At 65.3% G+C, this 11,880-nt stretch carries 16 protein-coding genes; 10 read left to right on the top strand and 6 right to left on the bottom strand.

The features are described from left to right. Window positions 1–14 precede the first annotated feature (14 nt). From garD to ACILRC_RS08840, 10 genes are all read left to right on the top strand, one after another. Window positions 15–1,556, top strand: a complete 1,542-nt coding sequence (garD, locus tag ACILRC_RS08885; RefSeq protein WP_395669034.1) for a galactarate dehydratase — start codon at window positions 15–17, stop codon at window positions 1,554–1,556. A gap of 12 nt (window positions 1,557–1,568) precedes the next feature. Further along, on the top strand, window positions 1,569–2,390 hold the full coding sequence (gene garL / locus ACILRC_RS08880) for a 2-dehydro-3-deoxyglucarate aldolase (protein WP_395668999.1): 822 nt from the start codon (window positions 1,569–1,571) through the stop codon (window positions 2,388–2,390). Window positions 2,391–2,466: 76 nt separating this feature from the next. Further along, window positions 2,467–3,378 (top strand): 2-hydroxy-3-oxopropionate reductase, encoded by a 912-nt coding sequence (locus ACILRC_RS08875; RefSeq protein WP_395668998.1) that lies wholly within the window; start codon window positions 2,467–2,469, stop codon window positions 3,376–3,378. Window positions 3,379–3,468: 90 nt separating this feature from the next. Then, a complete protein-coding gene (locus ACILRC_RS08870; protein WP_395668997.1) occupies window positions 3,469–4,359 on the top strand; it encodes an aldose 1-epimerase in 891 nt (296 codons plus the stop codon). Window positions 4,360–4,468: 109 nt separating this feature from the next. Further along, on the top strand, window positions 4,469–5,434 hold the full coding sequence (locus ACILRC_RS08865; RefSeq protein ID WP_395668996.1) for an SMP-30/gluconolactonase/LRE family protein: 966 nt from the start codon (window positions 4,469–4,471) through the stop codon (window positions 5,432–5,434). Window positions 5,435–5,609: 175 nt separating this feature from the next. Next, window positions 5,610–6,182, top strand: coding sequence for a YSC84-related protein (locus tag ACILRC_RS08860; RefSeq protein ID WP_395668995.1), 573 nt, complete (start codon window positions 5,610–5,612; stop codon window positions 6,180–6,182). Between the two features lie 37 nt (window positions 6,183–6,219). Continuing rightward, a complete protein-coding gene (locus ACILRC_RS08855; RefSeq protein WP_395668994.1) occupies window positions 6,220–6,615 on the top strand; it encodes a DUF4398 domain-containing protein in 396 nt (131 codons plus the stop codon). 9 nt (window positions 6,616–6,624) lie between these two features. Next, a complete protein-coding gene (locus ACILRC_RS08850; protein ID WP_395668993.1) occupies window positions 6,625–7,557 on the top strand; it encodes an OmpA family protein in 933 nt (310 codons plus the stop codon). 151 nt (window positions 7,558–7,708) lie between these two features. After that, on the top strand, window positions 7,709–8,410 hold the full coding sequence (locus ACILRC_RS08845) for a Crp/Fnr family transcriptional regulator (protein ID WP_395669033.1): 702 nt from the start codon (window positions 7,709–7,711) through the stop codon (window positions 8,408–8,410). Between the two features lie 144 nt (window positions 8,411–8,554). Further along, a complete protein-coding gene (locus ACILRC_RS08840; RefSeq protein ID WP_395668992.1) occupies window positions 8,555–9,262 on the top strand; it encodes a Crp/Fnr family transcriptional regulator in 708 nt (235 codons plus the stop codon). On the opposite strand, the gene ACILRC_RS08835 is transcribed toward ACILRC_RS08840, so the two are convergent. From ACILRC_RS08835 to ACILRC_RS08810, 6 genes are read right to left on the bottom strand one after another with little or no spacing between them, the layout of a single operon-like run. Further along, window positions 9,249–9,554: a hypothetical protein gene (locus ACILRC_RS08835; protein ID WP_395668991.1), complete on the bottom strand. Its 306-nt coding sequence runs from the start codon at window positions 9,552–9,554 to the stop codon at window positions 9,249–9,251. The genes ACILRC_RS08840 and ACILRC_RS08835 overlap by 14 nt on opposite strands. Continuing rightward, on the bottom strand, window positions 9,551–9,937 hold the full coding sequence (locus ACILRC_RS08830; RefSeq protein WP_395668990.1) for a hypothetical protein: 387 nt from the start codon (window positions 9,935–9,937) through the stop codon (window positions 9,551–9,553). Before ACILRC_RS08830 ends, ACILRC_RS08835 begins: the two co-directional genes overlap by 4 nt. A 29-nt stretch (window positions 9,938–9,966) precedes the next feature. Beyond that, window positions 9,967–10,236 carry a hypothetical protein gene (locus tag ACILRC_RS08825; RefSeq protein ID WP_395668989.1) on the bottom strand — a complete coding sequence of 90 codons (270 nt, stop codon included), beginning with the start codon at window positions 10,234–10,236 and terminating at the stop codon, window positions 9,967–9,969. A 13-nt stretch (window positions 10,237–10,249) separates the two neighbouring features. Then, a complete protein-coding gene (locus ACILRC_RS08820; protein WP_395668988.1) occupies window positions 10,250–10,465 on the bottom strand; it encodes a glycine zipper 2TM domain-containing protein in 216 nt (71 codons plus the stop codon). A gap of 22 nt (window positions 10,466–10,487) precedes the next feature. Beyond that, window positions 10,488–10,640: a hypothetical protein gene (locus tag ACILRC_RS08815; RefSeq protein ID WP_395668987.1), complete on the bottom strand. Its 153-nt coding sequence runs from the start codon at window positions 10,638–10,640 to the stop codon at window positions 10,488–10,490. Beyond that, entirely contained in the window at window positions 10,637–11,821 is a 1,185-nt protein-coding gene (locus ACILRC_RS08810) for an outer membrane beta-barrel protein (protein ID WP_395668986.1), read from the bottom strand. Before ACILRC_RS08810 ends, ACILRC_RS08815 begins: the two co-directional genes overlap by 4 nt. Between the last annotated feature and the right edge of the window lie 59 nt (window positions 11,822–11,880).

Genomic DNA, 11,880 nt, shown 5'->3' with positions numbered 1-11,880 from the left:
CCATGGCTACGCCGATGCGCGCGCCGCTCACCATCCGCATGCACGCGGCCGACAACGTGGCCATCGTGGCTAACGATGGCGGCCTGCCTGCGGGCACGGTGCTGGCCAGTGGCCTCACGTTGGTGGACCGGGTACCGCAAGGCCACAAGGTGGCGCTCTGCGCCATCGCCAAAGACGAGGCGGTGCGCCGCTACAACGTGCCCATTGGCCACGCGCTCAAAGACATTCCCGCCGGTGCCTGGGTGCACGAGCGCTTGCTGCACATGCCCGGTGCGCGCAGCCTCGACAACCTGCCGCAGGCCACGGTCAAGCCGCCACCCATGGAGCAGCTCGCTGGCTACACCTTCGAGGGCTACCGCAATGCCGACGGCTCGGTGGGCACGCGCAACATTTTGGCCATCACCACCACGGTGCAGTGCGTGGCCGGCGTGGTGGACTTTGCGGTCAAGCGCATCAAAGCCGAGTTGCTGCCGCGCTTTCCTAACGTCGATGACGTCGTCGGTCTGGAGCACGCCTACGGCTGCGGCGTGGCCATCGACGCGCCCGACGCCATCATTCCCATCCGTACCCTGCGCAACATCAGCCGCAACCCCAACTTTGGTGGCGAGGTGATGGTGGTCAGCCTGGGCTGCGAAAAGCTGCAGCCCGAGCGACTTTTGCCGCCGGGCAGCATTGCCCTGCAAGCGGACGAAGTGCTGGACGTGGTCTGCCTGCAAGCGGAAAAACATGTCGGCTTCATGAGCATGGTCGACTCCATTCTGGCCAGTGCGCTGCCGCATCTCGAGCGCCTCAATGCCCGCCGCCGCGAGACGGTGCCCGCCAGTGAATTGGTGGTGGGCGTGCAGTGCGGCGGCAGCGATGCCTTCAGTGGCGTGACGGCCAACCCGGCGGTGGGCTTTGCCACCGACCTGCTGGTACGTGCAGGCGCCACGGTGCTGTTCTCTGAAACGACGGAAGTGCGCGACGCCATCGACCAGATGACCGCCCGCGCCACCACGTCGGAGGTGGCGCGGGCCATGGTGCGCGAGATGGCCTGGTACGACGCTTACCTGGGCCGTGGCAGCGCCGACCGCAGTGCCAACACCACGCCGGGCAACAAGGCCGGGGGCTTGTCCAACATCGTGGAAAAAGCGATGGGCTCCATCATCAAGTCCGGCAGCGCGCCCATCAGCGGCGTGCTCTCACCCGGCGAGAAGGCCGCCACCAAAGGCTTGATTTACGCCGCCACACCGGCCAGCGATTTCATCTGCGGCACGCTGCAACTCGCGGCCGGCATGAACCTGCATGTCTTCACCACCGGCCGCGGCACGCCCTATGGTCTGGCTGAGGTGCCGGTCGTCAAGGTGGCGACCCGCACCGAACTGGCCACCCGCTGGCACGACCTGATGGACCTGAACGCCGGGCGCATTGCCGACGGCGAAGCAACCATCGCCGACGTCGGTTGGGAGCTGTTCCACCTGCTGCTGGAAGTTGCCAGCGGACGCAAAAAAACCTGGGCCGAGCACTGGAAGCTGCACAACGCGCTGGTGCTGTTCAACCCCGCCCCCATTACCTGAAAGACGCACCCCATGGCAAACCCAAACACCCCGTCGGCTGCCGCCCCGGCCAGCGCCCACCCCGCGCCCTACCAGGCGTTTCCCAACCAGTTCAAAAAAGACCTGTTGGCCGGCAAGCGCCTGATTGGCTGCTGGTCCTCCTTGTCCAATGCCATCACCACCGAGGTGCTGGGTGTGGCGGGTTTTGACTGGATCTTGCTCGACGGCGAGCATGCGCCCAATGATGTGTCCACCTTCGTGCCCCAGCTCATGGCGCTCAAAGACAGCCGCAGCGCGCCGGTGGTGCGCCCGTCGTGGAACAACGCGGTGGAAATCAAGCGCCTGCTCGATGCGGGTTTCTACAACTTCCTCATCCCCTTTGTGCAAAGCGCCGACGAGGCCCGCGCCGCCGTGGCTGCCACCCGCTACCCGCCGATGGGCATCCGCGGCGTGTCGGTCTCGCAGCGCAGCAACCGTTACGGCACGGTGCCCAGGTACTTTGAAGAGGTGAACGACCATATCTCCGTGGGCGTGCAAATCGAAAGCCCAGCCGGCGTTGCGGCCGCTGCAGCCATTGCGGCGGTCGAAGGCGTGGACTGCCTGTTTGTGGGTCCGTCCGACTTGGCGGCGGGCTACGGCCACTTGGGACAGGCCGCGCACCCCGAGGTGCAAGACGCCATCGCCCGCGTGTTTGCTGCTGCCAAAGCGCAGGGCAAACCCAGCGGCATCCTGGCCACCGTCGAGGCCGACGCGCGGCGCTACATGGAGATGGGCGCCAGCTTTGTGGCCGTGGGCAGCGACCTGGGCGCACTGCGCTCAGCCACGCAGGCCCTGTGCGACAAGTTCAAAAGCTGAAGGCATTGCAAGCCATCGCCCCCACCACGCGACCACACCTGCACCACTCCACCACGAAAAAAGAAGCCACCCACCCATGCACACCGCCAACACACCGCCCGTTCTTGGATTCATCGGCCTGGGCATCATGGGCGCACCCATGGCCGGCCACTTGCTGGCTGCCGGCCACACGCTGCACCTGCACACCCGCAGCCGCGTGCCAGCCGCGCTGCTGGAGGCCGGTGGCTTGGCCTGCGACAGTGCGCAGCAAGTGGCACAGCGCGCCGACATCGTCTTTTTGATGCTGCCCGACACGCCCGATGTGGAGGCCGTGCTGTTCGGTGCCCACGGCGTAGCAGCCGGACTATCGCCGGGCAAGACGGTGGTGGACATGAGTTCCATTTCGCCGGTGGCCACCAAGGACTTTGCGGCGCGCATCCACGCGCTGGGCTGCGACTATGTGGACGCGCCGGTGTCTGGCGGCGAGGTGGGTGCCAAGGCCGCCAGCCTGACCATCATGGTGGGCGCGCCCCAGGCCGCGTTCGACCGGGTGCTGCCGCTTTTGCAAAAGATGGGCAAAAACATCACTTTGGTCGGCGGCAATGGCGACGGCCAGACCTGCAAGGTGGCCAACCAGATGATCGTGGCACTCAACATCGCCGCCGTGGGCGAGGCCCTGCTGTTTGCCAGCAAAGCCGGTGCCGACCCCGCCAAGGTGCGCGAGGCGCTGATGGGCGGATTTGCTGCCTCGCGCATTCTGGAGGTGCATGGCGAGCGCATGATCAAGCGCACCTTCAAGCCCGGCTTTCGCATCGGCTTGCACCAAAAAGACCTGGGCCTGGCCCTGCAAGGCGCCAAGTCCATGGGCCTGGCCCTGCCGCAAACCGCCGGTGCTGCGCAGCTCATGCAGGTGTGCAGCGGCCACGGCCTGCAAAACGAGGACCACTCGGCACTCGTCAAAGCGCTGGAGATCATGGGCAACCACCGGGTGGCGGCTGACGCGGAATAAAGCGCCGGTGGATTAAGAGCCTGCACAATGGCGGTTTGAAGCGTTTGGCTGAGCGCTGATCGCAACCTTGCTTCCACTTGGGTTTGCCGCATGTCCTCCCCACCCCCCATCGTCCTAAGCCAAGGCGCACTGCGCTGCGAAGTCAGCCCCGCCTTGGGTGGTTGCATTGCCGGTCTGTGGTGTGCCGATGTGCCGGTGTTGCGCTCCACACCGGCGGCGCAACTGCAATCGGTGCGGCTCTCTGGCAGCTACCCGCTGGTGCCGTACTCCAACCGGCAGGCCTTTGCGCAGATGCACTGGGCCGGCGCGGACTATCCGCTCACACCCAACTTTGCGCCCGAGCCGCATGCCATCCACGGCGTGGGCTGGGAGCGCGTGTGGGCGGTGATTGGTGGCGATGCCCAGTCGGTCACGCTGCATTACCAGCACGCCCCCGACGCCAGTTGGCCGTTTGCATTTGATTGCACTCAGCACATCCTGCTGGAGAGCGACGCGCAGTACGGCGAAGCGCTGGTGCTGACCATGCGCATCACCAACAACGGGACTGAACCCTTCCCGGCGGGCCTGGGCTGGCACCCGTACTTCGCCAAACACAGCGGCGCGCGCATCGCGTTTGCCGCCCACAACCGCTGGGAGATGGACGCCGACAAACTGCCCACGCAGCGACTGCCCAACGCCGGGCTGAAAACCGACTGCGCCAGCCTGAGCGTCGACCACTGTTTTGATGGATGGAGCGGCGAGGTGCATTTGCAAGACGATTTGCTCGACACCCGCATCAGTTCGGACTTGACGCAGCTGGTGGTGTTCACCACGCCGGCGCGCGACAACATCGCCATCGAGCCGGTCAGCCACACCAACAACGCCCTGAACCTGCTGGCACGGGGCGTGGCCAGCGCCGACGATTTGGGTGTGCGGGTGCTGCAGCCGCACCAGAGCTTGGGTGTGCGCATGCGTATCGCGGTGCGTCGCATGCCGACCTGATCGCCCCAGCCAAGGCGTGTGCGTGTCCGCGCCTAAACTTGGCGACTTCTGTCACAGCTTCTCCAAGCGTCTCAGCGCTCTGCCCCGCACCATGCCCCAAGCCACTCCGATGGAACACACCACAACGCCCCACGCCCTGCCCGACTGGCGCAGCCTGGGCTGGCAGACGCTGGGCAGCGCACGCCACGCCTTGGGTGAGTCGCCTTTTTGGCATCCGCAGGAACAGCGGCTGTACTGGGTGGACATCCCGGGCAAACAGCTGCTGCGCGCGGGCTTTGCCGGTGGCGTCGCGGCACCGGTGCAGGCCTGGGACATGCCCAGCGAGCCCGGCTGCATAGCGCCTGCCAGCGGTGGCGGTTGGGTGATTGCCTTGCGCCACGGCGTATTCCGCGCCCGCACCTGGGACGGTGCGCTGGAGCCCATCGCCACGCTGCCCTACGACACCGCCAGCGTGCGCGCCAACGACGGCAAATGCGACGCGCTGGGCCGGTTCTGGGTGGGCACCATCGACGAGCCCAAAGCCAGCCACGCTGCCGAACTGTTTTCCGTTGACTGCCGCGCAGGCTCGGCCCTGGTGCAGCGCCAGGCCGGTGGCGCGCTCACCGCCAACGGCCTGGCCTGGAGTCCGGACAACCGCACCCTGTATTGGGCCGACACGCCCAACCATGTGGTGCACGCCTGGGACTACCAGCTCGACACCAACACCTTGGATGCACACCGTATCCACCTGCGTTTTGATGCCAAGCCAGCAGCTTGGACTTTCGATGCCGGCGGCTACCGGGGTCGTCCCGACGGCGCGGCGGTGGATGTGCAGGGCAATTACTGGGTGAGTTTGTTTGAGGGCCAACGCATCGCCTGCTACGCGAGCGATGGCACCCTCTTGCGCGAGATTCCCACGCCCGCGCAATGCCCCACCATGCCCTGCTTTGGCGGTGAGGACTTGCAAACTTTGTTTGTCACCACCGCCCGCCACGGCCGCAGCGCCTCGGAGCTGGCGGCCTTCCCGGATTCGGGCGCGGTGTTCTACCTGCGTGTGGACACACCAGGCTTGCCGGTTCACGCGTTCGCTGCTTGAAGTTCATCTGAGCCTTGGCACAGCGCCTGGTGGGCCGGTGCGAGGAGCCAGCGCGGCGGCCCAGCGCTGCGGTGCTTGCTGTTGTGTACGTCAGCGCACCGCCAGACTCTGGGCTAGTGCGTAAGGTCGCCTGGGTGCTGGAACTCCAGACCGCAACCAACCCAAGGACCTCACCATGTTGATGAACAACACCCGACGCAGCTTTCACAAAATCTTGGCGGTCACTGCCATCGCGTTCGCAGTGGGCAGCGTGGGCCTGAGCGCGCATGCTGCCACCGCTGAGGACCTGAGCGCTGACGCTACCCAAGCGCTCAAGACGCTGTATGTCACCCACCCAGAGGCGCAGCGCCTGGCCCAGAGCGCCCGCGCGGTGCTGGTGTTTCCCAAAATCATCAAAGCCGGCTTGGTGTTTGGGGGCAGCTACGGGGAGGGCGTCATGACGCGCAACGGCAAGCTCGTGGGTTACTACAACTCCGTTTCCGCCTCTTGGGGCTGGCAGGCCGGGGCTGAGTCCTACGGCTATGTGGTCTTTCTGATGAACGACAAAGCGGTGGACTACCTGGAGAAAAGCAAGGGCTGGGAGTTTGGCGTCGGACCCAATGTGGTGGTGGTTAACGAGGGTGTGGCAAAAAACATTTCCACCTCCACCCTCCAGGACGACGCCTATGCCTACATCTTTGACCAGCAAGGCCTCATGGCCAGCCTGAGCATCGAGGGCACCAAGATCTCGCCGATCAACAAGCGCTAGGCCACACGCCATGCCACAACCATTGATTGGAGCCGCCATGATCCGTACCGAAACCGTGGCCACGCCACGCGCGCTTTCCTGCCTTCTCGTGCCCGGTTTGCTGGCGGCGGCGCTCGCTGCTGGCTGCGTCACCAGCCCGCCCGCAGCCGACAAGCTGGCCTCCGCCCGCGAGGCCATTGGCCGCGCTGCCTTGGCCGGCGGCGACACCTACGCCCCCACAGAAATGTTGTCGGCCCGCAGTGGCCTGGACCGCGCCCAGGCGGCGCTGCAAAAGGGTGAGCAGGGCATCGCTCGCAACCAGACCGAGCAGGCCGTGGTCGACGCACAGCTGGCCGAAGCCAAGGTGCGCAACGCCAAAGCGCAAGCCGCCGCCGAGGCGCTGCGCGACTCTCGCCGTGTTCTCGAAGCCGAAGTGCAACGCAAGCAAAACTAGGACACCACCATGAAAACCCAATCTCTACTGCGCCTGTCCCTGCTGTCCTTGGGCCTGCTGCAGGCCTGCGGTGGCATGCCCACCAGCAACGCGGGTCTTGACGCCGCCACCCAGAACTTTCAGGCGGCCCAGCGCAGCCCCACCGTGGCAGCACTGGCACCCGCCGAACTCAAGGACGCCGAGCTATCGCTGGCCAAGGCCACTCAGGCATGGACCAACAATGGCCCGGTCGCCGAGGTGGACCATCTGGCCTACCTGACGCGCCAGAAAACCGCCATCGCCCAAGAGGCTGCATCGCAGCGCCAAGCCGAGAATGCGGTCGCGCAGGCCGCTTCCGGGCGCAACCAGATTTTGCTGGCTGCACGCACCCATGAGGCCGAGGCAGCGCAGCGCAGTGCCGAGGGCGCCGAGCAGCAGGCACGCCTGGCCTGGCAGCAGTCTGAACAAGCCAAGCGCGAGGCCAGTTTGGCCAACCTGAACGCGGCCAACGCACAGATGCAGACCGACGCGGCGCGCCAGCGCACCGCGCAGCTCGAGCAGCGGCTGGCGGCACTCAATGCCAAGCGCACTGAGCGCGGCATGGTGGTCACCATCGGCGACATCCTGTTTGAGACCGCCAGCGCTGGCCTGAAAAGCAGCACCGGCAACAGCGTGGAGCGCTTGGGCGAGTTTCTGCTGGCCTATCCCACGCGCACGGCCGCGATCGAAGGCTACACCGACAGCGTGGGCTCCACCCAAAGCAACCAAGAGCTGTCAGAGCGCCGAGCTGCCACCGTGCGTGCTGCGCTGCTGCGCATGGGCGTGCAGGGTGGCCGGTTGTCGGTGGTGGGCTATGGTGAAACCTACCCGGCGGCCAGCAACGGCGATGCCGAAGGCCGCATGGCCAACCGCCGCGTCGAGGTGGTCTTGTCTGACGAAGCCGGCATGATCCCACCGCGATGACCTTGGGGTGCTGGCGCCGCTTGGTGGCAGCGCGTACGCCAGCACGAAAAGCGGTTATGTTCGTTACCGAACATACAGATCGGAATGCGCTTCGTACGCTCCACGAGCCCCCAACCCTGTAGCCACCCACCCCTTGACCCTGCCGCTTGCGATGATGAAGAACCACCTGCTTGCGGCGCTGCCAGCGGCAGAGGCTGCGCGTTGGCTCGACGGCCTCAAGCCGGTGCAGCTCGACTTGGGCATGGTGGTCTACGAGTCGGGTCGGCAACAGCAGTATGTGTACTTTCCGACTACCTCCATCGTCTCGCTGCTGTATGTGCTGGAGGATGGTTCGTCTGCCGAGATCGCAGTGGTGGGCAAGGAGGGTGTGGTGGGCGTGTCCATCTTCATGGGCGGCGGCTCCACGCCCAGCCGCGCGGTGGTCCAAAGCGCTGGCCTGGGCTACCGTTTGAGCGCACACCTCATGAAAGAGGAGTTCGAGCGCGCCGGGCCGGTGTTGCACTTGCTGCTGCGCTACACCCAGGCCCTGATCACCCAGATGTCGCAAACCGCGGTCTGCAACCGCCACCACTCCCTGGACCAGCAGCTGTGCAGGTGGTTGCTGCTCAGCCTGGACCGCCTTGAAGACAGCGAGCTGATGATGACGCAGGAGCTGATTGCCAACATGCTGGGGGTGCGCCGCGAAGGCGTCACCGAGGCAGCCATCAAGTTGCAGCGCGCCGGGCTGATTCGCTACGCCCGCGGCCACATCACGGTGCTCGACCGCCCGGGTTTGGAGCAGCGCGCTTGTGAGTGCTACGACGTGGTGCGCAAGGAATACCAAAGGCTCCTGCCCGACATCAAGGCGGTTTGAGCGCTGCGTGAGGACGCTCAGGGCCAAAGCGGTACGAAGGACCGCTGTACCTGAACCGACATCGCAGCCCTATGTGGGATGGCAGACGGTCACATCTGCAACGGTTGCCGATGATGCAGTTCCCAGTCCACCGGGCCCCACGCTTTGGCACACCACTTCAACTCCCTCGTCAAATCCCTGCCCGCGCGCGAGCGCTTGCTGCTAGCGCAAAGTGCAACTGCACAAGCGCTGACCCTGCATGCGGTGGCCAGCGGTCCTGCCAGCCAGCTCAGCAGCGTGCTGTTTCCCTTGAGCGGCTTTGTGTCGCTGGTGGTCAAGCTCGACGACGCGCCTGGCCTGGAAGTGGGCATGGTGGGCAACGAGGGCATGGTCGGCGTTGCATTCGCGCTGGGCGGCAAGTCCGTGCCTTGGCACATCGTGGTTCAGGGTGAGGGCGACGCCCTCGGTTACTCGGCGCTGGTGTTTGCTCAGTTGCTGGCGCAGTGCCCCACCTTGCGCCAGCGCATGGACCGCTACGCCCATGTACTGCTGGCGCAAACTGCCACGCTGTGCGCCTGCAACCGGTTTCACTCGGTGCAGCAGCGCCTGGCGCGCTGGCTGCTGATGAGCCAGGACCGTGCGCACAGCAACCACTTCTCGATGACGCATGAGTTCTTGGCCTACATGCTGGGCGTGCGCCGTGTGAGCATCACCCAGGCTGCAAGCCACTTGCAGGTTGACTGCTTGATCCGCTACCACCGCGGTGCCATCGAAATTCTGGACCGCGTGGGGCTGGAGCAGGCTGCCTGCAGCTGCTACCAAAAGTCACAAGACGTGTATGCGGACGCGTTTGGCGCCGCTAGGGCGATTTAGGTTGGGTCAGCACCGCATAGGCTGCCAGCAAGCTTTGCACCACCCACGGCCGCGTCAGCAGCCGCCAGGGGCGGGTTTGGACCAGGATTGCGCCCAGCACCGCGCAGCCTACGACCAGCGCAATGGGGTGGCGCCGGGCGGTGGGGGCGAGCTCGGCATCGCCCATGTGCTTGACCAAGGTCAGCACCGTGTCCGCCACCTGCAGCGGCGCGTGGATGCCATCGTGTGCCTGCGCGCGCAGGGCCGCGTACATCGCAATCCGCGAGGCGGCGACCTGTTCAGCCGGCGTCATACCAAGGCCACCGCTGGGCGCAGCAAGGCCAAGTCGGTGGCGACTTGTTCGTTCCACGCGTCAAACGGGTCGCTGCTTGCGCGGCGCATGCACAGCCCCAGGCACACCGCGCCCAGCAGCACCGAGGCAAGGGGCACAGCGCTGGCCAGCCACAGCGAGCTTTGCAGCGCTGGCTCCAGCACAAAGTACAGCATCACCAGCATGCCTGCGTGTACCGCAGCCACTACAAAGCAGGCCCCGGCCAGCACCAACCACACCAGCTTGCGCTGGTAGAGGCGTGCTTGTTGCCCCAAGGCTTCCTTGGCCAGCGCAAAGTAGCTTTGAACGTGGGTGGCCAGCAGTTCGGGGTGTTGGGCAACAAGCCCAAGCAGTGCGCTTTGCATGGTGCAACTCCTGGTGCGGTGGAGTGGGGTTAGCGGCGGCGCGACAACAGCGCCACCAAGGCCATCGCGCCTGCGCCCAGTGCCAGCGCCAGCAGCACCGACTTCACAGGTTCGCGGCGGATGTAGTCCAGGCTTACGGTCTGCGCGTACTGCGTACGTTGTTGCAGGCTGTGGGTGCCATCCAGTACCGCGTCGATGCCACGCTGTAAAAGTGCCTCGGCCTGGTCGGCAACCTCGTGGGGGCGGGGCGTGGTGTTGTGGGCCAGGGGATCGGCCAATGTGGTCTGCAATGTGGGCATGGCTGGTTCCCTCCTACTTCTTGATTTCGTTGCCGATCACACCGCCTACCACCGCACCGCCTACGGTACCGATAGGGCTGCCGCCGCTGAGCACCGAGCCGGTGACGGCGCCAATGCCCGCGCCGATGGCGGTGCTCTTCTCACGCTCCGACATGTTGGCGCAAGCGCCCAGCAGCAAGGCGGAGGTGGCTGCCAGCGGCAGCAGGAGGGAGCGAGTAAGGTGGGTCATGTTGGTGTCCTTAAAAAGTTGATTACTTGCCGTAGGTGGCGGTGCGTTGCACTTTGGCGTCGGCCTTAGTGCGGCAGTTTTGCTTGAACTCCCCCGCGATGGCATGGCAGCTGGTTTTGCCCAGACCACAGGTCACTGCGGCCCATTCAAGCAGGATGCGGTGGTGTCGTTTCATTGCACACCCACCACTTCAACGTCTACGCGGCGGTCGGGCGCCAGGCAGGCCACCAAGGCCTTGGTGGCTTTGGTGCCCACACAGTCACCGGCCAGGGTCACCGGATTGCTTTCGCCCTTGCCGCTGACGTTGATGGCCATGCCGGCCATCTCGGGCGCGCCTTCCAGGTAGACCTTGACGGCGGTGGCGCGTTCTTCGGACAGCTTTTGGTTGAAGGCTTGTGTGCCCAGGCGGTCGGTGTTGCCTTCCACGGTGACGGTGCTGAAGGTGACGGTGCTGGCTTCTTTAGCGAACGCATCAAGCTCGCCTTTGCCAGCCGCACTGAGGTCGGGCTTGCCAAAGCCAAAGTGCGAATCCGCCGACAGCTGCACCCGGCGTTTGGCCGGTGCAATCGGAGCCGACAAGGGTTGGATCACCGCCACAGGTGGGGGCACCACCGCACTTGCTACCGGGGCAACAGGCGCCATCGGCACGGCAGCGGCCACGGGCGCGGGTGCCAGGTAGGCTGCAGGTGTGCTGCGCACGCGCGAAGAGCGACCCAACGGGAAGACCAGGGACATGGAGAACGTGTTGACGTCGCCGTGGTTGTCCAGCCCGTCATTGATCCGGTAGCGCTCGGCTTCGCCGCGGATCTGCATGCCCGGGCTGATGTCGTACTGCAGCCCGATGCCCAGCTTCCAGTTGGTGTCGCGTCGGTTGGAGCTGGTCACCAGGGGCGACAGGGTGCCGCTGCCAGCGAAGTTGTTATCGGTGCTGGCGTATTGCGCACCGACGCGGCCAATCAGCGACCACTTGTCACTCAGGGGCGCGGTGCCTATCAGGTCGACGTTGACACCTTCGACCTCGTACTGCCCGCTCAACGCACCGCCGGGGGCGGTCGCGGAGTAGCCAAATTTGCCAAGGTTGAAGTAACCAGCCTCCAGCGCAAACATGCGGCTGAACTGGTAGCCACCAAACACCTTGTAAGGGGCGCCCCGTTGGTCTTGGCTGGTGAGACTGATGCTGCTGCTCGTGCCGGTGGCGCTGCGGGTGGTGGCGTTCTCGTCCAATTGGGATTGGGATTGCCCCGCGCCCAGGCCAAAGTAGTAATAGCTCGGGTCGGGCTGCGCTTGGGCCGATGCGCCGGCGCAAACGGACAGCGTGGCCAAGCAGACAAGACGCAGGGAGGGAGTGGTTTTCATGGAGGCCTTTCGGATAGTTGTGAGTGCTTAGATGACGGGCCATTTTTGGGCGCTTGCCA

This window comes from Rhodoferax sp. (assembly GCF_044236835.1).
Classification (GTDB): Bacteria; Pseudomonadota; Gammaproteobacteria; order Burkholderiales; family Burkholderiaceae_C; genus Allorhodoferax.
The sequence above is the reverse complement of the archived record's forward strand: the minus strand, read 5'-3'. Positions and strand labels throughout refer to the sequence as shown.

Excerpts from the sequence above, each read along its gene's own strand:
- garD (WP_395669034.1), top strand. The coding sequence starts at position 15 with ATGCGCGCGCCGCTCACCATCCGCATGCACGCGGCCGACAACGTGGCC.
- garL (WP_395668999.1), top strand. The coding sequence starts at position 1,569 with ATGGCAAACCCAAACACCCCGTCGGCTGCCGCCCCGGCCAGCGCCCAC.
- ACILRC_RS08875 (WP_395668998.1), top strand. The coding sequence starts at position 2,467 with ATGCACACCGCCAACACACCGCCCGTTCTTGGATTCATCGGCCTGGGC.
- ACILRC_RS08870 (WP_395668997.1), top strand. The coding sequence starts at position 3,469 with ATGTCCTCCCCACCCCCCATCGTCCTAAGCCAAGGCGCACTGCGCTGC.
- ACILRC_RS08865 (WP_395668996.1), top strand. The coding sequence starts at position 4,469 with ATGGAACACACCACAACGCCCCACGCCCTGCCCGACTGGCGCAGCCTG.
- ACILRC_RS08860 (WP_395668995.1), top strand. The coding sequence starts at position 5,610 with ATGTTGATGAACAACACCCGACGCAGCTTTCACAAAATCTTGGCGGTC.
- ACILRC_RS08855 (WP_395668994.1), top strand. The coding sequence starts at position 6,220 with ATGATCCGTACCGAAACCGTGGCCACGCCACGCGCGCTTTCCTGCCTT.
- ACILRC_RS08850 (WP_395668993.1), top strand. The coding sequence starts at position 6,625 with ATGAAAACCCAATCTCTACTGCGCCTGTCCCTGCTGTCCTTGGGCCTG.
- ACILRC_RS08845 (WP_395669033.1), top strand. The coding sequence starts at position 7,709 with ATGATGAAGAACCACCTGCTTGCGGCGCTGCCAGCGGCAGAGGCTGCG.
- ACILRC_RS08835 (WP_395668991.1), bottom strand. The coding sequence starts at position 9,554 with ATGACGCCGGCTGAACAGGTCGCCGCCTCGCGGATTGCGATGTACGCG.
- ACILRC_RS08830 (WP_395668990.1), bottom strand. The coding sequence starts at position 9,937 with ATGCAAAGCGCACTGCTTGGGCTTGTTGCCCAACACCCCGAACTGCTG.
- ACILRC_RS08825 (WP_395668989.1), bottom strand. The coding sequence starts at position 10,236 with ATGCCCACATTGCAGACCACATTGGCCGATCCCCTGGCCCACAACACC.
- ACILRC_RS08820 (WP_395668988.1), bottom strand. The coding sequence starts at position 10,465 with ATGACCCACCTTACTCGCTCCCTCCTGCTGCCGCTGGCAGCCACCTCC.
- ACILRC_RS08815 (WP_395668987.1), bottom strand. The coding sequence starts at position 10,640 with ATGAAACGACACCACCGCATCCTGCTTGAATGGGCCGCAGTGACCTGT.
- ACILRC_RS08810 (WP_395668986.1), bottom strand. The coding sequence starts at position 11,821 with ATGAAAACCACTCCCTCCCTGCGTCTTGTCTGCTTGGCCACGCTGTCC.